The sequence below is a fragment of the Corynebacterium sp. HMSC073D01 genome (assembly GCF_001815555.1).
GTDB lineage: Bacteria > Actinomycetota > Actinomycetes > Mycobacteriales > Mycobacteriaceae > Corynebacterium > Corynebacterium glucuronolyticum.
Map to the genome: position 1 here is coordinate 106,391 of NZ_KV821047.1, position 24,658 is coordinate 131,048.

The window sequence follows — 24,658 nt, forward strand, 5'->3', positions numbered from 1 at the left end:
AAATTTGCGTGAAAAGTGACAGAAAGGTTCAGTGCATACCTGAACCGAAACCCAAGGCGTTTACATTTTTTAGACTGTTTCAAGATGGTTCTCTTCTCTTCCTGATGCACTCATCCTGAACCAGCGGAACGTACAAGGAAAGCGGACTGGCCAGTCCGCCTCTGAATCCATATCAAAAAGTTCCTGGAAGCTAAACAGCTCGTCGCTGTCGACAGTGGGCGGCACTGCGAGGATAGTGACCATTTCATAAACGCCGTATTGATTGAGTTCCTCGGCAAGAAACTGCTCCCACGGTTTGATTTCGGTAACGAGGAAGCGAAACGTGTAATTGTTGGGGTCACGGCTTTGGCAGACGGCTTGTTCGCTGGCTAGCAATACTGTGACTCGTTGCCTTACTAAATCTAGCCGTGCCTCGTAGCGCCGCTTCGCCGCGTTGAGGTCGTCATCGCTGCAAAGAAACGTTGTTTTGAAACATATAATCAAGGTCGCACTCCTGGAATTTTGGCGTAAATAAAACTCGTGGGGCAGTAACGCAATTAGATATGAACAACTGCCACTGTAATTAATCTGCGCGTGCGGAGAGTTAAGCCATCCTTAGAGCTTTATCTGTCGTTTCAAACTATCTCGGAGTGATCTTTGACGTATGCTGAAGCGAGATTAAGCGTAGATGACGTGGCGACTGCCGAGGCGTTGGAAAGCAGCTCGTGCACACGCGAGTCTGTGCAGTAGCTGTTATGCGCTAAGATGACTGCAGAAAAGCGGGGGACACGCGGGTACTTGCGTACCGCGGGGGTGACGTGTATTGTGCTAGCTTGGTGTCTCTTTACGAGGGATGCCTATGCAGTGATACTCAGATACGACTTTTAATAAAGTCTGACCAGGCAGCAGACTGAAAGCGGCTACTCATGTGGTCGGGATGGGTCTGGTTGCCGGAAAACGTGGAGGATATGGCTAAGGAAGGCGCAATTGAAGTTGAGGGTCGCATTGTCGAGCCTCTGCCCAACGCAATGTTCCGTGTCGAGCTGGACAACGGACACAAAGTGCTTGCTCACATCTCGGGCAAGATGCGCCAGCACTACATCCGCATCCTTCCCGAGGACCGTGTCGTCGTAGAGCTGTCGCCCTACGATCTCACCCGCGGTCGCATCGTGTACCGCTACAAGTAATAACGTAAGCCTCCTTACTCCAGGCTGGGGAAACCGGTTGCACCCAAAAACCTGTGTCCCGCGCAACTGAAACGATGCGCGGGTCGTGGCACAAGCAACACGAACCCTGGCTTTCTTTACCTCCGGCTACGGTGGCTGGAGCCGTCCGTAATCCACAACCCAACTCCCCGGCGTTCCGCCCCGGGTAAAGCGTTGTGTTAGGGACGGATGAGTAGGGAGAAAACCACCGCAACAACCGGAAAGGTACGTTCCACTTATGGCACGTCTAGCTGGTGTGGATCTTCCGCGCAACAAGCGCATGGAAGTTGCACTGACTTACATTTATGGCATCGGGCCCGCCCGAGCCAAGAAACTGCTGGAAGAGACCGGCATTTCTCCCGACCTGCGCACCGACAACCTCACGGACGAGCAGATTGCTTCCCTCCGTGACGTGATCGAGGCGAGCTGGAAGGTCGAGGGTGACCTGCGTCGTCAGGTTGCTGCCGACATCCGCCGCAAGATCGAAATTGGTTGCTACCAGGGCATGCGCCACCGTCGTGGCCTGCCTGTTCACGGTCAGCGCACCAAGACCAACGCTCGTACCCGCAAGGGCCCGAAGAAGACGATCGCAGGAAAGAAGAAGTAATACATGCCTCCAAAGTCTCGTGCCGGCCGCCGTACTGGCCGCCGGATTCAGAAGAAGAACGTGGCTCAGGGCCACGCATACATCAAGTCCACGTTTAACAACACCATCGTGTCCATCACGGACCCGTCGGGCGCTGTGATTTCCTGGGCATCCTCCGGCCACGTTGGCTTCAAGGGTTCCCGTAAGTCCACTCCGTTCGCCGCACAGATGGCTGCCGAGAACGCTGCCCGCAAGGCAATGGATCACGGCATGAAGAAGGTTGACGTGTTTGTCAAGGGCCCGGGCTCAGGTCGTGAGACCGCTATCCGCTCCCTCCAGGCAGCTGGCCTCGAGGTCACCTCGATGTCGGACGTTACGCCGCAGCCGCACAATGGCTGCCGTCCCCCCAAGCGTCGCCGGGTTTAAGTAAAGGAGAAAGGATAAGTTATGGCACGTTACACTGGCCCCGCCACACGTAAATCTCGCCGTCTCCGCACCGACCTGGTTGGTGGAGATATGGCGTTCGAGCGTCGCCCCTACCCCCCGGGACAGGCTGGCCGCGCTCGCATCAAGGAATCTGAATACCTGATTCAGCTGCAGGAGAAGCAGAAGGCTCGCTTCACCTACGGCATCATGGAAAAGCAGTTCCACCGCTACTACGAAGAGGCTGCCCGTCGCAAGGGTAAGACCGGTGACAACCTGGTCATCCTCCTCGAGTCGCGTCTTGACAACGTGATCTACCGCGCAGGTCTGGCTCGCACCCGTCGCCAGGCTCGCCAGCTGGTCACCCACGGCCACTTCCTGGTTAACGGTGTGAAGACGAACATTCCGTCCTTCCAGGTCTCCCAGTACGACATCATCGATGTCAAGGAGAAGTCCCGGAAGATGCTGTGGTTCGAAGAGGCTCAGGACGGCCTCGTCGACGCTGTCGTACCTGCATGGCTGCAGGTTGTTCCGTCCACTCTGCGTATCCTCGTGCACCAGCTGCCCGAGCGTGCTCAGATCGACATTCCGCTGCAGGAGCAGCTGATCGTCGAGTTCTACTCCAAGTAATCCTTGGAGCTAACTAGAACCCCATAATCCTTTTAATGCCACGAGGGCGCAATATAGCGGGCGCCCACCAAAGGAGAAAACAAGTTTCATGCTCATCTCACAGCGTCCAGTACTGACTGAGGAGCCGATCGATTCCGCGCGTAGCCGGTTCACCATTGAGCCGCTCGAGCCGGGCTTCGGCTACACCCTGGGTAACTCCCTTCGTCGCACGCTGCTGTCGTCCATTCCGGGCGCAGCCGTGACGTCGATCAAGATCGACGGTGTTCTCCACGAGTTCACCACGATCACGGGCGTGAAGGAAGATGTTTCTGACATCGTCCTGAACGTCAAAGGCATCGTCCTGTCTTCGGATTCGGATGAGCCCGTCGTTATGTACCTCAATAAGGAGGGCGCAGGCGAGGTTAAGGCCGGCGACATTCAGCCCCCGGCCGGCGTGGAAATCCACAACCCGGATCTCCACCTGGCAACGCTGAACGACGATGGCCGTCTGAACATGGAGCTCGTCGTCGAGCGTGGCCGCGGGTACGTGCCTGCTGCCATGAACAACGATGTTGCTGAGATCGGCCGGATCCCGGTCGACCAGATTTACTCCCCGGTTCTCAAGGTCAGCTACAAGGTCGAGGCAACGCGTGTTGAGCAGCGCACCGACTTTGACAAGCTGGTCATTGATGTGGAGACCAAGAACTCCATTACCGCCCGCGATGCTATGGCATCCGCCGGTAAGACTCTCGTGGAACTGTTCGGCCTCGCACGCGAGCTGAACACTGCGGCAGAGGGAATCGAAATCGGTGCATCCCCGCTTGAGGGCGACAACACCGCTTCCTACTCCATGCCGATTGAGGATTTGGACTTTTCCGTTCGCTCCTACAACTGCTTGAAGCGTCAGGAGATCCACACCGTCGGTGAGCTCGCAGAGTGCACCGAGTCGGACCTGCTGGATATCCGCAACTTCGGTCAGAAGTCCATCAACGAGGTCAAGGTTAAGCTCGCTGGGCTCGGCCTCACCCTGAAGGACGCTCCGGAGGACTTCGACGTCACCACCGTTGAGGGGTACGACGCCGAGTCTGGTGGATACCACGATCCGGACGCAGACGCAGACGTAGACGAATAAGAAGGAAAAGGGCGGTCGAATTTGTCGGCGCGCGCTTTGACAATCTGAACTTACACAAACACGAGGAGTTAATCCTATGCCAACCCCGAAGAAGGGACCGCGTCTCGGTGGCTCTGCCCAGAACCAGAAGCACATTCTGGCTAACCTGGCTGCGCAGCTGATCGAGCACGGCGCAATCAAGACGACGGACGCCAAGGCTAAGCTGCTGCGCCCGTACGTAGAGAAGATCATCACCAAGGCCAAGGCTGGCACGGTTGCTGATCGTCGCAACGTTCTCAAGAAGATCGCTGACAAGCAGGTTGTTGCTTACCTGTTCAACGAGCTTGCCCCCCAGTTTGAGGGCCGCGAGGGCGGTTACACCCGCATCGTGAAGCTCGGCCAGCGCAAGGGCGATGGTGCTTCCATTTCCCAGATCTCCCTGGTTCTCGAGCCCACCGTTTCCAAGGAAGCTGAGCGCGCTACCCGCGCCGCTGCTTCGAAGAAGGCCGACGAGGCCGAGGAAGCTAAGGCTGAGGAGACCAAGGAGGAGGCCCCCGAGGTAGAGGCTGAGACCTCCACCGACGCTGAGGCTGAGGCTGAGGCAAAGGAAGAGGCCGCCGAGGACGAGAAGTAATCTCCCCTCTCTCTTCATCCCCCGCACCCTGTGTGCGGGGGATTTTTTGCTTGTCGATGTCGATTCGGGGTAGTTGGTACCGTGTGTCCGCGTAGTTGGTCCGCGTAGTTGGTACCGGGGTTCCACCGCGTTCCTGGAACACCGGTACCAACAAACCGCATCCGACAGTCGACGCCTCCATCCTCCCTCCGCTCTTCCTCACCGTTGGTTGCCAAGGAAGGACGTAAACAAAAAAGAGCGCCTCATCAGAGGCGCTCAAAATGAAAGGGGAGGCTTAGACCAAGCCGAGCTGGGGGAGCACAGCAGCAACCGCGCCGCCGAGCAGAAGAAGAACCGCTGCGACAATAACACCGATGCCTGCATCGTTGAGCTCGCCGTCGGCGGTGCTTAATGCGCTGTCTGCTCCCTTTTGGGGAGTCTTAGAGGGCGTGGGTTCGTCCTCATAGGACTGACCCTTTGAGCAGGCAGTCAGAGCCGGAAGGAGGCCATTGCGAATGGTAACAGCCTTTTCAGCAGAAGCAATGTCATTCTTGAACTGGGCCTCCTGCATACTAACCATTCGGTCGTACTCTTCTTTTGAGATGCCCTCTCGGTTTTTGTCCGGATCTATCGGGTAAATCACGTGCTTGATTCCGTGCTCATCCGTTTCAACCTTTACATCACCTTTTTTATCACCTGGCTTATCCGACTTAATTGGCGGCAGTCCAGCCTTCCACTTGCCGTCCTTGAGCTCTTGCTTCAGCCCTTTAATCTTTTCTTTGTCGCGCTGATTATCAGCAGAAATTTGGTCAATATATGAGCTTGCCTGCTGCGAATTGATGTCGTTAAAGAATGGGAGGTACGAAAATTCCTTTTCATCCTTATTGAAAGTGAAGGAGCATGTATTACCTTCGAACACGACAGACGCAGCGTTGGCAGGGATAGTGAACATGCTAGAGCACGCAGCGACTAGCGAGACTAAAGCAATGGTCTTCTTCGATGACCGCATAGTTTTCTCCAATTTTGAATTAGCCCCGCAAACTGTCGAGGGCGAGGTTGAGGTTCCTTGTTATCGTACACGGTGAGAAACCAATCGGCAGGCCTACAAATGAGGCGACTACTTCCTAGTTAATCACCGCGACAAAACAGCAAATCGCCCTATGGAAGTAAGGTGGCGATGCTCGGTGGCAGAATGTTCTTCACCTGGGGAGGCAAACCGATGACAAGCCCGACGAGGGCGATTACCGAGCCAGCAATAATGCCGATTGCCGTATCATTGGGTTCTCCGTCTGCGGTGCTTAAGGAAGAATCGGGCTTCTGCGATTCCTTATACCCCGTGGCACAAGCCTGAAGCTGGGGGATCAGCTCCCCGATCACCTTTGTCATTGCCTCCAGCGGCTCGACCTCGCGGAAATAGACGGAATCGGTAATCTCACCGTCTTTCCTCATCGCCTGTAGGTCCTCGATTTGCCTGGTGTAAACCATTTTTTGCACGGAGTAGCCGATAAACTGCGTTTGTGCGTTTGATTTCTTTACCTTCAGCGCATTGCCCTCGTTCATTGCTTTTCTGAAAGCTTTTTCCGATGGCGAGATCTGTTCATTTTCACGGAGGTTAATCTTCAGCATGCAAAGCTCAGTCTCTTGGTCAGTGGTATCCGCATTTGCAACGGGCGCGACAAGGCTGCTTCCTACAGCGACGGCGGCGACCAGGGGCCAGAATTTCCTGTGACGGTGGGGCATGGGGCTCCTTATAAAAAGTGCGATAAGTGACTTATTTGAACCGTAAAAGATAGCAAAAGGTAGCGCAATTGATGGGGCGGCAAAGTGGGAAGAAACACTATTTTGATTGACCCTCTTGCCCTGATTAGGGGTGAATTGGTAGGTCCAATCTGGTGCGAGGGATCTTAAGAGTGGGCAGTTCCTTTGGCATCTGCCTTTTAGATGGTTCTCAAAATTTCGTTTGCGGCAGGGCAAATTGATGCTATCGACGGGATCGGAATATGTAAGATAAAAAATAGTTAGCCAAACGAAAGGAAAAGATCATGGTTACGAATGAATCCAACGTAGACCGCATTGTGCGGCTTGTGATTGCGGTTGTGTGCGCGGTACTGGCATTTACGGTGACATCGCCGGGGACGGTGTGGGGAGTGATTCTCCTCATCGTCGCAGTTGTGATGCTCGTGACTGCGGCAATCGGCTGGTGCCCCCTGTACAGGCTGTTTGGTGTCAACACCTGCAAGAACCAGTAGACGCAGGGTGTGTGGTGCGGAGTCGGGATTAGGGTGCAGGAGGTAAAACCCACGCCCGCTACACTGTGTGGTTATGACAGTGAACCTCCGCTTCGACATTGCCTATGACGGGACAAACTTCCATGGGTGGGCAACGCAAAAAGGTGGACTCCGCACCGTACAGCAAACGATCGAGGAAGCACTGCGACTCGTGCTGCGGTTGGATGACTCTTACCAGCTCACCGTCGCAGGCCGAACTGACGCGGGGGTGCACGCCACAGGGCAGGTGGCCAACATGGTGGTGCCCGAGTCCTGTCTGGAGCAGCGCTCCATTGACGGCGACCCAGCCCGGCTTACCCGTCGGCTCAACAAACTTCTGCCTGACGATATCTCCCTGCTCGCCGTCAGTGCTGCACCGGGAGCCTTCGACGCACGATTCGGGGCACTTCGCCGCTACTACGAATATCGTGTCACCACACGTCCGGGCGGTCCCCTACCTTTGCGGAGGTTTGATACCGCTACCTGGAAAAAGCCTGTAGATATCGATGTTGTATCAGCATGTGCATCGGCCTTTGTAGGGCTGCATGACTTCGCCGCACTGTGCAAGCACAAACCTCACGCCACCACGATCCGCACCGTCGAAACGTTCACATGGGAAGACATATCAACTCCCCGTGAGCCACAGACCTACCTTGCAAAGGTCAGCGCAGATGCGTTCTGCTGGTCCATGGTGCGCTCCCTCGTCGGAGCATGTCTCGCTGTGGGGGAGGGGCGCCGGGATCTCTCGTTCGCACCACACCTGCTCACTCTGAAAGAACGAGCCGCCGATGTTCCCGTTGCGTCGGCATGCGGACTGACCCTCACAGGAGTGGACTATCCCAGTGATGCGGAGCTTGCGAGCCGAGCAGAAGAGACAAGGCGCAAGCGAACAGCCGATGAAATTGAGTAGCTCAGACCAATGAGCGGGCACCTACTCATGGTGAGCCGGATATAGGGGTGGTTCCCGGAGGCAGGTAACTTGACATGGGGCCTTGAAAGAGGCCGTGTCGGAGAGCCGAATCCTCTCTGGGGCGCTAGCTCGTGCGTTCCCATGCGTTCCCCGTGGGTGCCACTGGCGGGGGGTTGGCTGAGGAGGCCGTACAAAGAAAGTCTCTGGCATACGGGGAGGTTAGGGGAGTTATAAGCAAAAGGCTCCGGATCTGTGGAAGGGTAAAGCGGGCACGCCTACCAAAACGCAGCGGAGTGACCGACTACGATGTCTGAGAGATAGATATCACTAACGTACAGAGAACAAACAAAGGATGTGGGGCTGCGTGATGGAAACAGCGCTTATAGCAATCGCTGTCTGTGTCATACCGGGCCTTCTCGTTAGTTGGATCTCCGGGATGCGGACACCGACATCAGCAATGTGCGCCGTGCCGGTGACCGTCGGAATGTACGGGATCGCGTCAGCTCTGTTCCACCCGTTGGGAATTTCCTTTACTCCCACAGCCGTTATTTGGTTTATCGTTCTCGTCGCTGCCCTGGCTGCACTGTGGAGAGGTGCTTTCTATTTCGGGCGACGCCACCGTGCGAAGAACTTCTCTCTCGTTCCCGATAGTCAACATGTTGGTCAACCACCAGCAATCCCAGCCGCCAGTGCTGCACGTCGTGCCTCCGACTTCGTGCGCCTCAACCCGGCGTGGCGGCCAGGATCCATTTCCGATCAGCGGTGGCTGTTGCCCGCCGCCGGCGTGATCGCCGGCGCGTACTTCATCATGTCTCGTTCGTTTGCTGTGATCGAGCGGTCGTGGGGTGGATTGGAGAACGTGTACCAGGGTTGGGACGCACACTGGCACGCCTCTGTCGTCCGCTTCATCGGCGAGACAGGCATCGCCTCACCCACAGAGATGGGGATCCTGCAAAACGCAGAAACCGGCCATCCTCTGTACTACCCCACAGCCTGGCACTCGACGGCCTATCTCATTGGTCAGTTTGCTGATCTTTCCCCCATTGCAGCCCTCAACGTCACGTCGGTTGTGCTCGCGGGAGCGCTCTTCCCTATCTCCGCTGCAGCACTGGCATGGCGCGTCGTAGGCACGCGCGGAGTGACAAGCCAATTGGCCGCCGGTTTTGCTGCTGTACTTGTTGGCGTTGTGCCCGTTCTGTTCTGGATCGGCTACTACGTTGGGGCCTGGCCGTACCTCTCCGCCGTGGCCATGATCGGCATCGTTGTGAGCGCGTTTATGTCCGTTCCTGCGGTGCCCAAACGCGCCTTCGCCACAGCACTCGCATTCGCCGGCCTCGTGCAGACGCATCCAGCACCGGCGACACACGTGGTGATCTTCCTACTTCTGTGGTGGCTGACGAAGCTCGTGTGGAAACCCTCGCACACGCCTCGCTCCTGGCAGCAGGGTGTAGGGTTCCGCCTTCGCGATCTTGGTCTTCTTGCCCTGACAGGCGTGGCCGGCGCGCTTATTTTGCTGCCGCAGATCATCGCGGGATCGTCGCAGACCGAGGACGTCGTCAATTTCGACGACGCGGAAAGTCTGAGCATGGCCAAGGCATGGGAGACAGCGTTCAACCTTGCTACCCGCCACACCGATGAGATTGGTTTCGATTCACTTCCGCTCCTCTGGGTGGGGTTGGCAGGCATGGTCATCGTGCTGGTCTGGCGGGGCAACCTGTGGGGGCCGCTGGCCTATCTGTTCAGTCTCGTCGTCACCGTCAACTCCATGCACCCCTTCACCGGGGCCTGGGGCGATGCATTCACCTTTATCGGTGGTCTGCACTACAACGGCACGCACCGCCTCATCATGCCCGTCGCGCTGCTACTCGTCGCCTACGCGGGTGCGGCCATCGCCGTCGTGGTTCGCGTCGTGTGCCTCGGGCCGGTGCGTCGCCTATCTATGCTTTCCGTCGTGCTGTCAACAATCGTCGGACTTATCGTGGGCGCGGCGCTCTGGGTCGCAGTGGATAACCGCACGGAAGGGAAGCTCGACTGGCCAATCGCGAATTCTCGTGATCAGCGCATGGTGAATAAGTATGACCTGAAAGCGTGGCGCTGGTTGGCGAATCAGCCTGGTGCGTACGAGCACCGGATTTTCTCCGACCCTGCCGACGGATCCGGATGGATGTATGCGTACAACGGCCTGCCCGCTTTCTACACCCACTACAACTGGCCGTACGCGCTATCAGATTCGGACACGACGATGTTGTACTTCCATCCCAACCTCCTGGGCGTGGGCAACTTCGGGGACCCGATGCTGCGCAACACCGTAGATGAGGCCGCCAAGAACCTCGACATCAACTACATCATTACGAGCCCGTTCAATTTCTGGGACTTCCAGAAAACCAAGGCGGAGTGGATTCCCGGCCTCGACCGGACGCCAGGCGTGACCGATGTGTACCGTGATCACAACGTGACGATCTACGTCGTCAACGAGAGGTTCACCGATGCCGAGATCACACGGATGAGAGAGTCCGGTGATTCACCGGATCCGCTGCTTCCCGTCCCCACCAAGGGGCAGATGGGGGTAGCTACGACCGATCAGGAAATTAACCAGCCGTACTACCACCGACCGGAGAAAACGATGCCGGGAAAAGCACAACAGTCCTCGACTGAGGCTGAGGTGCGTCCGAAGCCCGTTCCTGTTCCAGGGGACTTCACCCCGGATGGCATCCCGGACCATGATCCGCCACCACCGGATGCGCCCTAATCACATAACGCATGCAGTGGCCAGTGTCACGCAGGCCAGTGTCACGCACGGCGTGAAGCTCGCGAATTACTCCTAATGAGGGGCTCGCGGGCTCTTTTGCATGTGGCTGATGCCCGATTGGCATGCCTTTTGTCATACCTATTGTCATGTCTCCTAGACATGCCTATTCGCATGCCCTGTGTGCATGTCCGAAGGACATAGTCATTTGTGCGCTTTGAGCCTTGCTTGTTCTGGGGGCTCCACACTGTGCATCCCGCTGCTCCCGTTCCCGTTGCAGCCCGATTGCTACGGGGTTAATCTGAAGCCCGATCGACAATATCGAAAGACAAAATCAGGGGAAAACAGGGGGAAACATGGCACAACTTCTCGCGCCGACTACTAAACCGCAGGTCTCAGGGTACAAGTTCCTGGTGAGGAGGGCAGAGCACGCACTCATCTACGCCGACGCACGCATGATCCACGACCCGTTAGCCAGGCTTCGCCGCAGCCTCGCACTGGGCCTCATCGGCTGCGCGCTATTTGCACTTGGAGCAGGCGCGATGGCGATGTTCAAACCGCAGGCAGAGCCGGGGGATGCCGCCATCGTCCGGGCCGAGTCCGGCGGTTTGTACGTGCGCGTGGGGGAGACCTACCACCCGGCGTTGAACCTCACCTCAGCGCGCCTGATCGCTGGGGAACCGGCGCAGCCTGCCCGTGCCGCCGATGAAATCTTGGCGACGAAGGAGTTCGGTCCGCCGGTGGGCATCCCCGGCGCGCCGGGTGTCCTCGCGGCGGGGGATGCGGGGGATGAATCTACCTGGTCTGCGTGTACGCGTGGCCAGGGCGAAACACAGGTGGTGGAAGGTCTTGACAATCCGCCTGCGGCCGCGCCGGGGGAATTCTTCCTGGCGCGTGTGGGTCGCGATGAGTATCTGGTGACGGCGGAGGGGCGGCGCAAGCTGCCAGACGCCGATTCCGCAGAGGGCGCGACGGTGCGTCGCCATCTGGGCATTCCAATGTCGGCGGGTGCATGGGAGCCCTCGGCGGCGGTGCTCGACATTCTGCCGGAGCTGCCCTCTATGGAGTCGCTTCCCCGCGTAGCCTCGGCGAGACTTCTGCGTGCGGGGGAAAGGGTGTGGCTCGACGATGGTGAGGGGCTCGCGCCGGTGACGGCCTTCCAGGCGGAGGTTTTGCGGGAGGTGGGGGTCGCCGAGCGTGAGGTGCCCCCGGAGACGCTGCGGGGTAGGCCGTTGTCTGAGACTGCCGTTGCCTTGCCTGCGGAACGGGGGACGTTTGTTCCGGTTCATCCAGCGGATACGGTGTGTGTGAGTCAGCGTGCGACGAGGCTTGCGGAGTCGCGGGGGTGGGGCCTCTTCGCGTCGGCGGGTACAGCTGGGGTGGCGGTGGATGCGCCCGTCGTCGGTGTCCTGCCTCCCGAACGTTCGCTGCCCCCGGGCGTGGGAATTGCGGGGACGAGCGTGGCGACGAGGTTCTCTGCGACGCGGTCAGGCGGCATGGCGGTTACCGTCGGTGACGGGGTGGTCATTGTGGGGGAGACGGGCACGTATTTCCCCGTTCCGGTTGCCTCCGCCCCGGCGCTTGGCGTGGAGGATGCTACCCCGGCGCCGTGGTCGGTGGTGAGTTTGTTGCCCCGTGGTGCGGCTCTTACCGCTGAGGAGGCTTCCTCGCCGCAGCTATGATGAGGCCACCCAAGGCGAAGCCAATTAGTACGGCAAGCGGCCACCATGTGCCCGCTTCCTCCGTCGTCGTTGCACTGATCGGTTCTGGTTGGCGTGCGGTTTGCCTTTCTTCTTCAAGCTTGTCGACGCTCTCCTGCACATCCAGTGCACCCGTCACCGGATGTGCGGCCGAGTACACCAGTGCCCGCAGCTCCTCCGGCGTGGCGTGGGGGTAGCGCTCCTTCAACAGTGCGACAAACCCTGTGATCACTGGCGCTGCGAAGCTCGTTCCCTGGAATTCTGTCTTGTCCGTCGCTGTGGCGTAGCCGTGCCCACTTGTCGACGCAGCAATGCTTGCTGTCCCCGGTGCCCCCACGGGTCGCTTTCCTCCCAGGTCGAGGGAGTACTCGGCGATAACAGAAGGCGTGTTCAGAGCGCTGACGGCGATGACCGTGGGGAAATGCGCGGGGTAGCTGATGGAATCTGCGGGGCAGTCGCCGGCGATGTTGCCCGCCGCCGCGACGATGACGGCCCCCTCCCGTTCGGCGCGGTCAATAGCCTCCTGTAACACGCCGGGGGCAAGTGTCGTTGTGCGGGACAAACACGACGAGACGGAGAGGTTAATAACGTCTGCATGCTCATCCAGGGCCCGGTTAATGGCGTGGCCCAGGCTATCGAGGGTGCCGCCGGTTTCGGTTGCGGATTGTTTGATGGCAATAAGGCGGACATCGGGGGCGACACCAACAGGCTTCTTCACATCATCCCCTCCACTGGATTTCCCTCCTCCTGCTCTTTCACCCCCACCTTCACCTCTTCCTTCACCACTACCCCCACCCCGGCCGGAGCTTGCGGAGGCCGGGGTGCGCAGGCCAATGATGCTGGCGACAGCTGTGCCGTGGCCTTCGCAGTCTGTGAGTGCACCGGTGGGGGAGAAAGGAGGGTCGAGGAACGTGCCGGCGTCGACAAGCTCGGGGAGGAGAGGGTGCGGGGTGATACCCGTGTCGATGACAGCGACGGTGACCCCGGCGCCGGTGGCGAAGCGGTGGGCAGCGTGGAGGGAAGCGGACAGAGCTGTGGCGCGGGCAACGTCGGATGGCCCCGCAGGAACAGGGACCGGATCGCCGTCGGGGCACGCCGACCCCTTCGGTGATGTGGGTTCCGGCGCAGAGGTGAAATCCGCTGGTGGCGTGGATTCCACCTGACTCGTTGGGCTGGGACGGGGCTCCTCCTGTGCGGATGCCTCCACGGCCATGAGCCCGAGGATGGTGAGTAGGGCAAAAGCCAGGCAGCGCTCACCGAGGCGAGCCGGGAGGTGACGGACACGCATCAGCCCAGCCCCCGAATCGCGGCGAACACACCAGCCAGATACAGGGCGAAGGGAAGCGCGACGATCACGCAGGCGCTTTCCACCTTCTCCAGCGCGGCAATGGTCGTCGGTGGAAGATGAGCGAGACGAGGAGTCCACAAACCAGCAGCGACACACACCGTCGCCAGCACGAAGGCCAGACCCGCCACGGCAGGATGGGGCTGCACATCGCCGGGATGAATCACAACAGTCAGGGCAGTGGCGACAGCGGTCCCCATCGACCATAGCCACACAGCCCACGCCCCAACGGCCGAAGCATAGCGGGTCGACTGCATGGCCAAACAGGCGACAAGGACGAGGGTGAACAGGAGCCGGAAGGGCGCGGGCTGCTCGGAAAACACCGAGAGCAGGGTCGCTGCCACGCCGAGAAGACAAGAACCGCACACCAAGCCGTCGAAAAGGCTCGTCGCCCGGCGCGCACGACTGCCCGCACCGGCGTACACCTCGGCGGGGAGATCCGTTGCAGTGAGATCCGCACCCGCTGACGGAACAGCAGGGATAGCGATCCCCGCGCTGCGCAGCGCGACAAGCGGCCCATAGATGACCGCACCGAGGGCAAGGACAGCCATAAGCGGTGCGGCCGCGACCACTGTCGGAGCTGCCAACGCACTGGAGTGCGAGGTAGTAAGCCCGACGGTGGCCGCGAGTCCGCTGAATCCAGCCCACGCGCAAACACCGAGTCCTGTGGTGATCAGGCACACGGTGACCGCACGGGGAGGACGACTGACGAGGTGGGAAAGTGCTGTGGCAAACAGCATGGCAGCCCCCGCCGTCGCCAAGCCGAGGGGAGAGATGAGCGGAGAAGCGACGTCCAGGGATGCGTCGGGTGGCGTCGCCGTCCACGTGACCCAGTTAAGCCCGGCGAGAAGCGCAAGAACCGCTGTGCCTGCGGTCATACAGGCGGTTACTGCTGGGCGCACCGCATCCTGCCAGGCCACGCGCTGCCCGGCACTGATGCCGAGGCAACAAAGCGCAGCTGCAGTCAGCGCCAGCGGGTACCCACCCAGAAGCAGCAGGAGCATGACAAAACCCGTTGCTACCGCGCATACAGAGTAGCCAGTGGCACCACTGGGACGGCGCACTTGCGTGAGCGCCTCGGTGTCGCTTGCAACTAGTGGCTCCATATCGTGGGAAGCATCCTGAACAGTGATAATGCTCCCCGGTCGGACGTTAGACCAGGCTAAGGGTGTCGAGGTGGGCACCATCCCGCCAGCCGGTGTGCGGGCTTCCCACGGGCTCACCGGAGGACTCACACCAGCGACATCACACACCTCGGGGAGGACATCGGCAAGCCGTGCCCCAGCAGGCACAGCAACATCCACATCGACGGGATGATCCCGTGTCTGGCCAACAGCAAAGCGAAAAGTTACGCGCAGCGAGTGCGTAAGAGCGTGACGGTTCATGGATAACCCCCAATGTGTCCCCGAGTACCGGAAAGGTACTGCTGAAATTTCGTCACCGGGCGCGCGCCAGCACCCCTCAGCGACAGTTCCACTGTGCGCCACAGCGATTGCGCTGTCCACCGGTGGGAAAGCACGTTCCGGAAGTGGGGGTAAAACAGATACCGCCGGCATCGCCCACGCAGGCCGTCAGTGCCCCGTGCGGACCGCCGGGTAGCCCTTAAACGATACAGGTAGCGGACGTGTTTGCGGTGCACGGCAGCACATTTGCGCAGGCGCGCGGATGAGCAGGCACGGGGGAGAGAAGACCGCTTCGCCAGGACAAGGAAAGCAAGCAGTACTACATTGACGGGCAACGGGGCATCGAGTCCCAGCCAGCCACCTGAGTAAGGCTCCAGAAAATGCGAGCAACCTGCGGGGATAGGTGGAGTGGTCAAGATGTAGGGGAGAATTATTTTGGAGGGGAATCGTGGGGACCATTGCCGCGTCAATACGGCCACTACCAGCACGAGGAGAAGACGGAGAACGCGTAGAGCCACCGCCACGCCCCACAGGTGAACTCCGCCCCGATCCCGTCCCACCGAGCAACGCACCGACACCACAACCTCTCATCCGCATCATCATGCCTGTGGTGATGGTGGCAGTGATGCTCGGAATGGTCGGCCTCATGCTCCTCGGCAGCACAAACCCGAACCCTTCCATGCTCATCTTCCCGGTCTTCATGGTGCTGAGCATGCTGATGATGTTTGCGCCCACCTCCAGCGAGGATCCGGACGAGATAAGGCGGGTATACCTCCGGCACCTCGGAGTATTAGGTGAGCAGGCGCGGGCCGTAGCCGTCGCACAGAAAGAGTACGAGGAGTTTTGCCACCCGGCGCCACATTCGCTGTGGTCACTCGTGGATTCCCCACGGCTGTGGGAACGCGTGCGTGGAGACGCAGATGTGCTCACCGTCCGTGTCGGCACAGGAGTTACGCCCCTTGCCACCCCGATTGTCATCCCCGAAATGGGTGCGCAGGAAGATCTTGACCCCGTTTGCCTCATCGCGTTTCGGCACACCGTGCAGGCCAGCCGCGCCGTCCACGGCGTGCCACTTACCGTCGACCTGACGGCCTTTCCATTTATCGGCATTGTGGAGGGAGACGAAGGCGAGGACAGCGCCCCCGGTGGAGACAGTGTGCGGGATCTGGCGCGGGCGATTATCGCATCTGCAGCATTCTTCCACGGTCCTGAACTTCTTGGCATCGACGTGTGTGGCAGATGCGCTACGGAGTGGGAGAGTGTGAAATGGTTGCCACACAACCGGGACCCGTACTCGGCACCGTGGACCATCCTCGTTGTTGACGATGTGCCAGGGGAACAGCAGGCAGCCAGTGCCGACCCGAACGTGCTAGAGACGCGAATCGCCGCCGCAGCGGGCACCGTCATCTGTATCGTCGTGGGTTCCAACTCGTCCACAGAACTGGGGCAGATGTGCTGGCAGGATGGCCTCGTCCTGTACTCGCACGGGGATCCACAGGAAGGAGAATGTGCTTCCGCTGGTGCTTCTGCCCATGCCCCCAGGAACCGTGGTGACCGCAGCTTTTCTCCCCGTGTGGGGCAGCGCACGTCGCGCGAACGCGTGTGGTCTGCAGGGGCCGGTGAGCCGAGCGCGACACATGGACGCAGCCGAACCCGCAACACGCAGCTAGGGGTGGCGACAGAGGGTGGCGAACAGGTCATTGGCCTAGCCGACGGGGTGACAGAAGCCGAATTCGATCAGCTTGTACGGGCAATTGGTGCCTACGACCGGCCGGGCAGCGGCTATGAAGCCATCGCCTCCTCCGGGGAACTGCTGCCCATGTTGGGGGTGTCCACCCCCACGCGACTACCACTCGGGCAGCTGTGGGAACGGGACGAGCACTATCTTCTCGCCGTCCCCATCGGCGCAGATGAAGAAGGCCGACCAGTGGTGCTCGACATGAAAGAATCCGCCCTTGGCGGCGTTGGCCCCCACGGCCTGTGCATTGGGGCGACAGGATCCGGAAAATCAGAACTACTGAAGACCCTCGTTGTTTCCCTGGCACTGACGCATTCGCCGGCGGATCTCAACCTCATCCTTGTGGACTTCAAGGGCGGTGCCACCTTCCTGGAACTCGGTAAGCTACCGCACACCTCGGCAGTGATCACCAACCTGGCAGAGGAACAGACACTCGTGGGTAGGATGCAGGAAGCGATCAGCGGGGAGATGAACCGCAGGCAGGAAGTTCTCCGTGCGGCGGGCAACATCCCCAACATTGGTGCGTACGCCCAAAAGGCCGCCCACGACCCGAGCCTTCCCCCGTTGCCACACCTTGTCATCATCATCGACGAATTCTCTGAGCTACTTGGTCAACACCCTGACTTTGCTGAACTGTTTGTTGCTGTTGGTCGCCTTGGCCGATCCCTCGGTGTCCACCTCCTGCTCGCCTCGCAGCGGTTAGAGGAGGGGAGACTGCGCGGCCTGGATTCGCACCTGAGCTACAGAATCGGCCTCAAGACTTTTTCCGCCTCCGAATCTCGCCAGGTGATTGGTACGGCCGATGCGTACCATCTGCCGGCGAAGCCGGGCTCCGGATACATGAAAACCGATGCTGACGAACTGATCCGGTTTACCGCTTCCTACGTGTCTGGCCCCGTCAAGGAGGCCACAATAGCAAGCGATGAAGAAGTCCGCGTGCAGCTGTTTACCGGGTGGCGGGAGGCAGATCCCGTGGGCTCCGATACGGCTGCTGAGCAAAACCAGGCCGGGATCGATGCGGGTGCCTGCGGCAATTCCGCAGACGAGGCTGATGATGGATCCGCCGCAGGCAGTCCTGCCACGGGTGGACCTGCCAGAGGTGGCTCTGCTGCAGGTGGTACTGCGGGCAATGAAGCTGTCCAAGCAAGCGACACCGCTGCAGTACCACCGGAAACCCTTGTTGACCGTGTTGTCGCAGCCTGCAGTGCAGAAGCAGAGGCGCAGGAGTTGGTGGCGCACCAGGTATGGCTCCCGCCGCTGCCGCCGGTTGTCCCACTCGGCGCGGTGCTGGGCGGAGGCACCGCTGCTGCCGGCGGCACCGCTGCTGCTGGGGGCACCAGTGGTGCCACCGGTTCGTCGGCAGGTCACAGCTCCCTGTCCGCCTCTGCAGAGAAGCGGGGCGGACTCGCAGCCACGATCGGCATCATCGACCGGCCCTACCAACAGCGACAAGACCCCTTCGTCCTGCCCCTGAACGGCGCGGCAGGACACCTCGCCATCTGTGGCGGACCGCAATCGGGTAAAACAACGGCCGTACGCAGCCTCGTGCTGTCCTGCGCCACGACGCACACCACCGCCGACATCGCCTTCTACATCCTCGACCTCGGCGGAGCAGACCTTGCAGAACTGTCCAGCCTGCCCCATGTTGCCGGAGTCGTCGGCAAGCAAAACAAAGAAACAGTAGACAGAGTATTTGCCGAGGTCACCCAACTCATCGACGATGCCACTACCAGCGGGGGCAGCGGTTCCCCCACACCCACGCGGGAAACATTCCTCATCATCGACGGCTTCCACATCATCCGGGCCGACTTCGAGGAGCACCTGGACACCGTCGCGCGGATCGCCTCCGACGGACTCGGTGCCGGCGTCCACCTCATCATCACCACCCACCGCTGGAGCGAACTCCGCCCCGCAATCCGCGACCTCATCGGCGGGCGCATCGAACTCCACCTCGCCGACCCACTTGACTCACTCATCGACCGCAAAGCCCAAGAACGCGTCCCCGCCCTACCCGGCAGAGGACTGACCCCCGACGGTGAATCCATGCTCATCGCCCTAAGTTCCGGCGAAGACATCCACCACGTGCACGAACTTGCAGCCGGGCAGCCGCCAGTGCCACAGCTTCGTCTCATGCCCACCACCCTCACCAGCAGCGAACTACCCGGCCCCGAGGGCGCGCCGGGTGGCCACATCACCATCCCACTCGGGATCGGCGGCGCACGACTCGCCCCGGCCATGTGGCAGCCCGGTGTTTCCCAACACCTCCTCGCCCTCGGCGCGCGGGGCTGTGGCAAAACCTCCCTCATGGAGCTCGTCGGCCAATCACTATCCTGTATCGGACACGACGTTGCGCGGTTAATCGTCCTCGATCCGCGCCGCAGTCTCCTCGGCACCTTCCCACAAGACATGCTCGCGGGCTACGCCGCCACCGCCGACACTATGGCCACGCTGGTGGAAAACCTCGCCGTCACACTGTCCACCCGTATGCCCTCGGCGGAGGTCAGCCCACAGGAGCTCCGCGAACGCTCCTGGTGGTCGGGTCCCGATCTTTTTCTGCTTGTCGACGATTGCCATCTCATCGCCGACCACATCTTCCAGCCCCTCCACCCCTACCTGCCACACGCCCGCGATGTCGGCCTCCACATCGTGTTGAGCCGCAAAGCCGGTGCCTTCTCCCGGGCGCTCTACACGCCACTTATCAGTGGAATTATGGATGCCCAGCCAGACATCCTCATCTACTCAGCCGATCCCGCCGACGGGCCCATCGCCGGAGTGAAAACCACCGTGGCAGCCCCGGGGCGAGCCCAACTTGTGCGCGAGTCGGCGCGCGTCGGCCCCATCCAAGTCGCACTTCCGCACGCAGAAACCACACAATAAGAAACGGGGGAACCCATGCCAGCTAACTACGACACAGACCACGTCGTGACCGTCACCGTCGATGACATCGCCACCGTCATCGACGGTCCGGACACCGTCTACCGTTACGACCTGCCGGCCACCGGCATCATAGAAGGATGGGCCGTGCCCGCCGTCGTCGACCAAATCAAAGACCTCTGCTCCGAATACTGGCCCGACATCGAGGTCGTCATTACCGCCGATGAACGCACAACAGAGATGCTTGCCCGCACCCTGCTAAATAAAGGCATCGCCGCCTACTCAAGCAGCGTGCTACACAAAGACGACCCGCCACAACCCGTGGAATCCTATCCGCTTGAGGAGCCACAGCCAGGAGAATCACGGGCGGTTGTCTACCGCCCGCAGGCCCGGTCCGGTGCCAGCACACTGCTCACCCTCACAAACGCTGCAATCGCTGCGGTCGTCCTCCTCGTTATTGCACTGAGCTGGTGGGCAATCAGCTCAGCCCTGCCGGGAGCAACCCGGGACACACGCGCCGCCGACGAGACCACGGTGGCGCCCTCACCCGTCGCCACCACCTCAGACCCGGAAACCGAAGAGACAGTGGATAACGAGCCAGTCACTGTCAGCGGTGGGGGACTGGAGATGAAGACCCCACCCAACTTCACGCTCACAGCCCGCCCCGACGGCGCCTACACCGCTGAAGGGCCGGACCCGGATCTGCGCATCGTCGTGGCGGCGGATCCCGTCTACGGTGTGCAGCCCCAAGCCGTCGAAGCGGAAGTGCTGCGCATGGTGGAGGAGGATCCCACCCTGACGCTTGTTGAAGGCACAGGCGAGGGCAAACCGGTGGAGTATATCGAGCTTCCCGGCGACGGATCGCAGGTGAACTGGACCACGTGGGTGGAAAAAGATAGGCAGTTCTCCGTGGGCTGCCACTCGCGTGGAGAACCCACCTACGCCCACAAAGCGGCCTGCCGGATGGCTGCAGATACCCTCACTTACCAGGGAGAAAGATAAATTTTGAAAAAGTGGGAACCGATTGGGTGGCTCATGCAGTCTAAGTAAATGAAGGAACAAAAAGGACGCCTTCACCGCCCCGCAATCGGCCGCCAGGCTCGGGGACGGGCGGGAAACAATAGAAGCAACACATACAGATCCTTATAAAAGGGGGACACCATGTCAGGAATGTTTGCAACCGAATCAGAGGTGATGGTCAACACCGCCAAGAACGTTGACGCCACCAATGACCAGGTCCAGGCGGAGCTCAACCGTGTGAAACGCGTTGTCCAGGATGTAGCCGGAAGCTGGAAGGGCTCGGCCAGCACGTCCTTCGCGGGCCTCATGGCTCGTTGGGACGACTCAGCAATGCGCCTGCGCTCGGCGCTGACAGATATCGCCACCAACATTCGCTCCAACGCGTCGCAGTTCGACTCATCCGAGGCCGACAACTCGCAGGCGTTTCGCTCCATTGAGGCCCAAGGCCTCGCGCTGTAAATACACGCTCACCAAGCACTATTAAAGGGGAACAACACCATGGAATCACTGATTAGATACGACTTCGGCGCCATCTCCGCCGCCTCAGCTGACATGCGAACCACCTCCGGTCGCATCAACGGACTGCTGGGAGATCTCAAGTCCCAGATCGCGCCGATGGTAAGCACATGGAAGGGCGACTCCGCTGTCGCCTACCAGGATGCTCAGAACCGGTGGGACCGCGCCGCCGGTGAACTTAACCAGATTCTGGAAACCATTGCCCGCACCGTCGAGGATGGCAACCAGCGGATGAGCGAGATGAACTCGCGCGCCGCCGCCAGCTGGTCGTAAACACCCACCACGTCGAACACCCAGCGACCTGCCACCAGGCCTTCTGCACCCTTCACCCCTTCGCACGTCCCGGAGTCCCTATTCATACGGGTCCCCGTGAGCCCCATCGCCGCGCGCACAATCATCCCCCCGATAGTGTGCGGTAGGGCGTGTGGAGGGCTGAGGGTGCAGAAGGTTTTTCTGCGCAATTGGGTACAACTGCCACGGTGGCTAGTACGTGCGTTCTAAGAACGTGCACTGGCTGTAGTGGCGAGCACTACACGTTGCGACGTGCGCTGGCTGTAGCAGCAAACGCTATTTTGTCGTAGGAGGATTTTTTGGTATGGTAATGCGCTTGTGTACGCGAGCGTGCGTCCGAGTTATCGGAAATGTGATGACGAGGGCAAACGCAGGCCGCACCGAAGCCTCGGGTCTCCACCGGCCGCCGTGTGTTTCGTTCCTGTAGTCGCGAAAGCGAGTGCGGGGAGTGCGTCGCATACACCATGGCTGGCAAAGTTTTAGACAGTATAGACAAGGAGTCAGTGTGTCTACATACCACCCGAAGAGCGGTGACATTACCCGCAAGTGGTACGTCATCGACGCTACCGACGTGGTTCTGGGCCGCCTGTCTACCCACGCTGCAAACCTGCTTCGTGGCAAGGGCAAGCCTCAGTACGCACCCAACGTCGATTGTGGCGACTACGTCATCATCATCAACGCCGATAAGGTTGCGATTTCCTCCAACAAGCGCGACCGTGAGTTCCGCTACCGTCACTCCGGTTACCCGGGTGGCCTGAAGAAGCTGACCCTTGGTCGCTCCTTGGAGCTTCACCCCGAGCGCGTCATCTTCGAGGCGATTGAGGGCATGATGCCGCACACCCGCCTCTCCCGCGCTTCCATCAAGAAGCTGCGCGTGTACGCAGGTGCCGAGCACCCGTACGCCGACAAGAATCCCGAGACCTACGAGATTAAGCAGGTGGCACAGTGAGCGAAGAGAACGTAGAGAAGGTAGAGAACGTAGAGGCCAACGAGCCGAACGTTGCTTCCGCAGAGGACATTGCTGCCGCCCAGGCTGCAACCGAGGAGTTCACCTCCACCATCGGTGATTCCATCGCTCCCGAGGCTACCGAGGACACCGCCGCTGAGGCTTCTGTTCTCACCCCGGCTGAGCTGGATCACCCGATTCAGACCGTCGGTCGCCGGAAGCGCGCCATCGTCCGTGTGACCATGGTTGCTGGCTCCGGCAAGATCACCTGCAACGGCCGTAGCCTGGAGGAATACTTCCCCAACAAGCTGCACCAGCAGGATATCCTGTCCCCGCTCGTTCTTCTCGAGCGCGACGGTCAGTTCGACATCAAGGCCAACCTCAAGGGTGGCGGCCCCACCGGCCAGGCCGGTGCTTTCCGCCTCGCGATCGCCCGTGCTCTTAACGAGTTCAACATCAACGATCGCCCGGCCCTGAAGAAGGCTGGCTTCCTCACCCGCGATTCCCGTGCGGTGGAGCGCAAGAAGGCCGGTCTGCACAAGGCACGTCGTGCCCCGCAGTACTCCAAGCGTTAAAAACACGCCTTTTCAAAAGACCGCCTGCACATCCTTCGATGTGCAGGCGGCTTTTTTGTTCCCCGATGCCAGGTGAATCACAGCCGGTGGTCGGTTCACTAGGGGCTCCTACTCCTAATCCAATTGGCGTGTTGTTTGCCAGAATGCCGACTACCTGGCTACGGATATCCGCCAAACCACTAGAGCCTGTTTTCCCGAGAAGATCATGCCACTGATGACTAACCAACAACCGGATAAGTTATTACTTGGCTGGCCCACGCTGTGTTCGTCTGTTGCTCTCGGAGCATGAGCACGGCTGCGCTGGATGCTGCTCAACGGGCTGGGGAATGAGCCACGTTGTAACATGAGAGCTTATGGCTCGACTTTTTGGAACTGACGGAGTTCGCGGACTGGCGAACAAAACTTTGACCGCGCCTCTGGCATTGCGCCTTGGTGCCGCGGCAGCCCACGTGCTCACGCGCGATGCAGATACGACAAAGCGACGCCCCGTCGCCGTCGTCGGGCGTGACCCGCGCGTCTCCGGCGAGATGCTCGCCGCAGCGCTTTCTGCCGGCATGGCCAGCCAGGGCGTCGATGTCCTCCGCGTGGGCATCATCCCCACCCCTGCCGTCGCCTTCCTCACAGATGATTACGATGCCGACATGGGTGTTGTTATCTCCGCGTCCCACAACCCGATGCCGGACAACGGTATCAAGTTCTTCTCTCGCGGCGGGCACAAGCTTCCCGACGCCGTTGAGGACGAAATCGAGCAGGTCATGCAGACTCTTCCCGACGACGGGCCGACGGGTCACTCCATCGGCAAGGTGATCGAGGAAGCTCCCGACGCGAAGGAGCGCTACCTTGACCACCTCGCAGCCTGCGTCGACACGGATCTCACCGGCATCACCCTCGTCGTTGACTGTGCCAACGGCGCAGCGAGCAAGGTAGCACCCGAGGCCTACAAGAATGCCGGTGCCACCGTCATCCCCATGTACAACACGCCCGACTCGTACAACATCAACGAGAATTGTGGTTCCACCCACATCGACAAGCTCCAGTCAGCCGTCGTCAAGCATGGAGCAGACCTCGGCCTCGCACACGACGGTGACGCGGACCGCTGCCTCGCCGTCGACAAGCATGGAAACGTCGTGGACGGTGACCAGATCATGGCAATCATCGCCACAGCCATGAAGGATCGAGGAGACCTGAAGGACAACACCCTCGTTGCCACGGTGATGAGCAACCTCGGCCTCAAGCTGGCGATGAACGACCACGGCATCGACCTGAAGACCACCAAAGTGGGCGACCGCTACGTGCTCGAGGAACTGCGCGCCAGCGACCTCAGCCTCGGTGGCGAGCAGTCCGGCCACATTGTCTTCCCCGACTGGGGGACGACCGGCGACGGCCTGCTCACGGGTCTGTCGCTCATGGCCCGCATGGCGGAGACCGGCAAGCCCCTCGACGAGCTCGCCTCCATCATGACGGTCCTGCCGCAGGTGCTGGTCAACGTTCCCGTCTCCGACAAGACCGTGATCGCGGATTCCACCCAGGTGAAGGAAGCCATCGCCGTCGCCGAGGAAGAACTCGGCGAGGCCGGTCGCGTCCTCCTTCGCCCCTCGGGCACGGAAGAATTGTTCCGCGTCATGGTGGAAGCGCCCGACGAGGCGACCGCCCGGAAGATCGCCGGCAGGCTCGCCGCCGTCGTCGCCGACGTGTAGGAAAAAGAAGTATCTGGTTTGGGGGAACCATTTGCCGCTCTCGTGCCGTCTAAGTAGTAGACGGTAGGAGGGCGGCTTTCTCGCTTTTCCTGCCTGAACCCGGT

23 protein-coding genes are annotated in these 24,658 nt (G+C 60.3%); 18 read left to right on the top strand and 5 right to left on the bottom strand.

What is annotated here, in order from left to right; genetic code table 11:
- Nucleotides 1-69: 69 nt before the first annotated feature.
- The gene (locus HMPREF3044_RS07200; RefSeq protein ID WP_246820935.1) at nucleotides 70-375 is read right to left on the bottom strand and encodes a hypothetical protein; all 306 of its coding nucleotides are present in this window, start codon (nucleotides 373-375) and stop codon (nucleotides 70-72) included.
- A gap of 572 nt (nucleotides 376-947) precedes the next feature.
- On the opposite strand from HMPREF3044_RS07200, the gene infA reads away from it, so the two are divergent.
- The 6 genes from infA (at nucleotide 948) to rplQ (ending at nucleotide 4,547) form a co-directional block, all read left to right on the top strand.
- Nucleotides 948-1,166 carry a translation initiation factor IF-1 gene (gene infA, locus HMPREF3044_RS07205; RefSeq protein ID WP_003854422.1) on the top strand — a complete coding sequence of 73 codons (219 nt, stop codon included), beginning with the start codon at nucleotides 948-950 and terminating at the stop codon, nucleotides 1,164-1,166.
- Between the two features lie 256 nt (nucleotides 1,167-1,422).
- Nucleotides 1,423-1,791, top strand: coding sequence for a 30S ribosomal protein S13 (gene rpsM, locus HMPREF3044_RS07210; RefSeq protein WP_005390476.1), 369 nt, complete (start codon nucleotides 1,423-1,425; stop codon nucleotides 1,789-1,791).
- Between the two features lie 3 nt (nucleotides 1,792-1,794).
- Nucleotides 1,795-2,196 carry a 30S ribosomal protein S11 gene (gene rpsK / locus HMPREF3044_RS07215; protein ID WP_005390475.1) on the top strand — a complete coding sequence of 134 codons (402 nt, stop codon included), beginning with the start codon at nucleotides 1,795-1,797 and terminating at the stop codon, nucleotides 2,194-2,196.
- Between the two features lie 21 nt (nucleotides 2,197-2,217).
- On the top strand, nucleotides 2,218-2,823 hold the full coding sequence (rpsD, locus tag HMPREF3044_RS07220; RefSeq protein WP_005390474.1) for a 30S ribosomal protein S4: 606 nt from the start codon (nucleotides 2,218-2,220) through the stop codon (nucleotides 2,821-2,823).
- An 88-nt stretch (nucleotides 2,824-2,911) separates the two neighbouring features.
- Nucleotides 2,912-3,934 (top strand): DNA-directed RNA polymerase subunit alpha, encoded by a 1,023-nt coding sequence (locus HMPREF3044_RS07225; RefSeq protein WP_070740384.1) that lies wholly within the window; start codon nucleotides 2,912-2,914, stop codon nucleotides 3,932-3,934.
- Between the two features lie 76 nt (nucleotides 3,935-4,010).
- Nucleotides 4,011-4,547 (top strand): 50S ribosomal protein L17, encoded by a 537-nt coding sequence (rplQ, locus tag HMPREF3044_RS07230; RefSeq protein WP_070740387.1) that lies wholly within the window; start codon nucleotides 4,011-4,013, stop codon nucleotides 4,545-4,547.
- A gap of 274 nt (nucleotides 4,548-4,821) precedes the next feature.
- Here rplQ and HMPREF3044_RS07235 read toward each other — a convergent pair whose 3' ends face one another.
- The gene (locus tag HMPREF3044_RS07235) at nucleotides 4,822-5,445 is read right to left on the bottom strand and encodes a hypothetical protein (RefSeq protein WP_246820936.1); all 624 of its coding nucleotides are present in this window, start codon (nucleotides 5,443-5,445) and stop codon (nucleotides 4,822-4,824) included.
- 239 nt (nucleotides 5,446-5,684) lie between these two features.
- Nucleotides 5,685-6,266: a hypothetical protein gene (locus HMPREF3044_RS07240; protein ID WP_070740390.1), complete on the bottom strand. Its 582-nt coding sequence runs from the start codon at nucleotides 6,264-6,266 to the stop codon at nucleotides 5,685-5,687.
- A gap of 302 nt (nucleotides 6,267-6,568) precedes the next feature.
- Here HMPREF3044_RS07240 and HMPREF3044_RS07245 point away from each other — a divergent pair, with 302 nt between their 5' ends.
- The 4 genes from HMPREF3044_RS07245 to eccB all read left to right on the top strand — a co-directional run bounded on the left by HMPREF3044_RS07245 (nucleotide 6,569) and on the right by eccB (nucleotide 12,131).
- A complete protein-coding gene (locus tag HMPREF3044_RS07245) occupies nucleotides 6,569-6,775 on the top strand; it encodes a YgaP family membrane protein (RefSeq protein ID WP_070740393.1) in 207 nt (68 codons plus the stop codon).
- Nucleotides 6,776-6,848: 73 nt separating this feature from the next.
- On the top strand, nucleotides 6,849-7,703 hold the full coding sequence (gene truA / locus HMPREF3044_RS07250; protein ID WP_070740397.1) for a tRNA pseudouridine(38-40) synthase TruA: 855 nt from the start codon (nucleotides 6,849-6,851) through the stop codon (nucleotides 7,701-7,703).
- Nucleotides 7,704-8,070: 367 nt separating this feature from the next.
- Nucleotides 8,071-10,452, top strand: coding sequence for a DUF6541 family protein (locus HMPREF3044_RS07255; protein WP_246820945.1), 2,382 nt, complete (start codon nucleotides 8,071-8,073; stop codon nucleotides 10,450-10,452).
- A gap of 353 nt (nucleotides 10,453-10,805) precedes the next feature.
- The gene (gene eccB, locus HMPREF3044_RS07260) at nucleotides 10,806-12,131 is read left to right on the top strand and encodes a type VII secretion protein EccB (RefSeq protein ID WP_005390464.1); all 1,326 of its coding nucleotides are present in this window, start codon (nucleotides 10,806-10,808) and stop codon (nucleotides 12,129-12,131) included.
- Here the strand turns inward: eccB and HMPREF3044_RS07265 are convergent.
- Both HMPREF3044_RS07265 and eccD read right to left on the bottom strand, forming a co-directional pair.
- Entirely contained in the window at nucleotides 12,097-13,437 is a 1,341-nt protein-coding gene (locus HMPREF3044_RS07265; protein ID WP_005390462.1) for a S8 family serine peptidase, read from the bottom strand. The genes eccB and HMPREF3044_RS07265 overlap by 35 nt on opposite strands.
- On the bottom strand, nucleotides 13,437-14,879 hold the full coding sequence (gene eccD / locus HMPREF3044_RS07270) for a type VII secretion integral membrane protein EccD (RefSeq protein ID WP_231286097.1): 1,443 nt from the start codon (nucleotides 14,877-14,879) through the stop codon (nucleotides 13,437-13,439). The genes HMPREF3044_RS07265 and eccD overlap by 1 nt, the downstream gene beginning before the upstream one ends.
- On the opposite strand from eccD, the gene HMPREF3044_RS13125 reads away from it, so the two are divergent.
- From HMPREF3044_RS13125 to glmM, 8 genes are all read left to right on the top strand, one after another.
- Entirely contained in the window at nucleotides 14,878-15,093 is a 216-nt protein-coding gene (locus HMPREF3044_RS13125) for a hypothetical protein (RefSeq protein ID WP_005394894.1), read from the top strand. The two genes, eccD and HMPREF3044_RS13125, sit on opposite strands and share 2 nt — an antisense overlap.
- A 405-nt stretch (nucleotides 15,094-15,498) precedes the next feature.
- Entirely contained in the window at nucleotides 15,499-19,512 is a 4,014-nt protein-coding gene (eccCa, locus tag HMPREF3044_RS07275; protein WP_070740403.1) for a type VII secretion protein EccCa, read from the top strand.
- A 15-nt stretch (nucleotides 19,513-19,527) separates the two neighbouring features.
- The gene (locus HMPREF3044_RS07280) at nucleotides 19,528-20,511 is read left to right on the top strand and encodes a type VII secretion-associated protein (RefSeq protein ID WP_070740406.1); all 984 of its coding nucleotides are present in this window, start codon (nucleotides 19,528-19,530) and stop codon (nucleotides 20,509-20,511) included.
- Between the two features lie 159 nt (nucleotides 20,512-20,670).
- Nucleotides 20,671-20,988 carry a WXG100 family type VII secretion target gene (locus HMPREF3044_RS07285; RefSeq protein WP_070740409.1) on the top strand — a complete coding sequence of 106 codons (318 nt, stop codon included), beginning with the start codon at nucleotides 20,671-20,673 and terminating at the stop codon, nucleotides 20,986-20,988.
- Between the two features lie 39 nt (nucleotides 20,989-21,027).
- The gene (locus tag HMPREF3044_RS07290; protein ID WP_070740412.1) at nucleotides 21,028-21,318 is read left to right on the top strand and encodes a WXG100 family type VII secretion target; all 291 of its coding nucleotides are present in this window, start codon (nucleotides 21,028-21,030) and stop codon (nucleotides 21,316-21,318) included.
- Between the two features lie 523 nt (nucleotides 21,319-21,841).
- Nucleotides 21,842-22,285, top strand: coding sequence for a 50S ribosomal protein L13 (gene rplM / locus HMPREF3044_RS07295; protein WP_005390452.1), 444 nt, complete (start codon nucleotides 21,842-21,844; stop codon nucleotides 22,283-22,285).
- Nucleotides 22,282-22,857 carry a 30S ribosomal protein S9 gene (gene rpsI / locus HMPREF3044_RS07300; protein ID WP_005390451.1) on the top strand — a complete coding sequence of 192 codons (576 nt, stop codon included), beginning with the start codon at nucleotides 22,282-22,284 and terminating at the stop codon, nucleotides 22,855-22,857. Before rplM ends, rpsI begins: the two co-directional genes overlap by 4 nt.
- A gap of 353 nt (nucleotides 22,858-23,210) precedes the next feature.
- Nucleotides 23,211-24,554 carry a phosphoglucosamine mutase gene (gene glmM, locus HMPREF3044_RS07305; RefSeq protein ID WP_070740416.1) on the top strand — a complete coding sequence of 448 codons (1,344 nt, stop codon included), beginning with the start codon at nucleotides 23,211-23,213 and terminating at the stop codon, nucleotides 24,552-24,554.
- Nucleotides 24,555-24,658: the final 104 nt, after the last annotated feature.

What these genes read in the sequence shown, in the direction of transcription:
- rpsM (WP_005390476.1), top strand. Translation starts at nt 1,423, where the DNA reads ATGGCACGTCTAGCTGGTGTGGATCTTCCGCGCAACAAGCGCATGGAA.
- HMPREF3044_RS07255 (WP_246820945.1), top strand. Translation starts at nt 8,071, where the DNA reads ATGGAAACAGCGCTTATAGCAATCGCTGTCTGTGTCATACCGGGCCTT.
- HMPREF3044_RS07290 (WP_070740412.1), top strand. Translation starts at nt 21,028, where the DNA reads ATGGAATCACTGATTAGATACGACTTCGGCGCCATCTCCGCCGCCTCA.
- rplQ (WP_070740387.1), top strand. Translation starts at nt 4,011, where the DNA reads ATGCCAACCCCGAAGAAGGGACCGCGTCTCGGTGGCTCTGCCCAGAAC.
- eccCa (WP_070740403.1), top strand. Translation starts at nt 15,499, where the DNA reads ATGCCTGTGGTGATGGTGGCAGTGATGCTCGGAATGGTCGGCCTCATG.
- eccB (WP_005390464.1), top strand. Translation starts at nt 10,806, where the DNA reads ATGGCACAACTTCTCGCGCCGACTACTAAACCGCAGGTCTCAGGGTAC.
- HMPREF3044_RS07245 (WP_070740393.1), top strand. Translation starts at nt 6,569, where the DNA reads ATGGTTACGAATGAATCCAACGTAGACCGCATTGTGCGGCTTGTGATT.
- glmM (WP_070740416.1), top strand. Translation starts at nt 23,211, where the DNA reads ATGGCTCGACTTTTTGGAACTGACGGAGTTCGCGGACTGGCGAACAAA.
- eccD (WP_231286097.1), bottom strand. Translation starts at nt 14,879, where the DNA reads ATGAACCGTCACGCTCTTACGCACTCGCTGCGCGTAACTTTTCGCTTT.
- HMPREF3044_RS07225 (WP_070740384.1), top strand. Translation starts at nt 2,912, where the DNA reads ATGCTCATCTCACAGCGTCCAGTACTGACTGAGGAGCCGATCGATTCC.
- rpsK (WP_005390475.1), top strand. Translation starts at nt 1,795, where the DNA reads ATGCCTCCAAAGTCTCGTGCCGGCCGCCGTACTGGCCGCCGGATTCAG.
- HMPREF3044_RS07265 (WP_005390462.1), bottom strand. Translation starts at nt 13,437, where the DNA reads ATGCGTGTCCGTCACCTCCCGGCTCGCCTCGGTGAGCGCTGCCTGGCT.
- infA (WP_003854422.1), top strand. Translation starts at nt 948, where the DNA reads ATGGCTAAGGAAGGCGCAATTGAAGTTGAGGGTCGCATTGTCGAGCCT.
- truA (WP_070740397.1), top strand. Translation starts at nt 6,849, where the DNA reads ATGACAGTGAACCTCCGCTTCGACATTGCCTATGACGGGACAAACTTC.
- HMPREF3044_RS07240 (WP_070740390.1), bottom strand. Translation starts at nt 6,266, where the DNA reads ATGCCCCACCGTCACAGGAAATTCTGGCCCCTGGTCGCCGCCGTCGCT.
- HMPREF3044_RS07280 (WP_070740406.1), top strand. Translation starts at nt 19,528, where the DNA reads ATGCCAGCTAACTACGACACAGACCACGTCGTGACCGTCACCGTCGAT.
- HMPREF3044_RS07285 (WP_070740409.1), top strand. Translation starts at nt 20,671, where the DNA reads ATGTCAGGAATGTTTGCAACCGAATCAGAGGTGATGGTCAACACCGCC.
- rpsD (WP_005390474.1), top strand. Translation starts at nt 2,218, where the DNA reads ATGGCACGTTACACTGGCCCCGCCACACGTAAATCTCGCCGTCTCCGC.
- HMPREF3044_RS13125 (WP_005394894.1), top strand. Translation starts at nt 14,878, where the DNA reads ATGGATAACCCCCAATGTGTCCCCGAGTACCGGAAAGGTACTGCTGAA.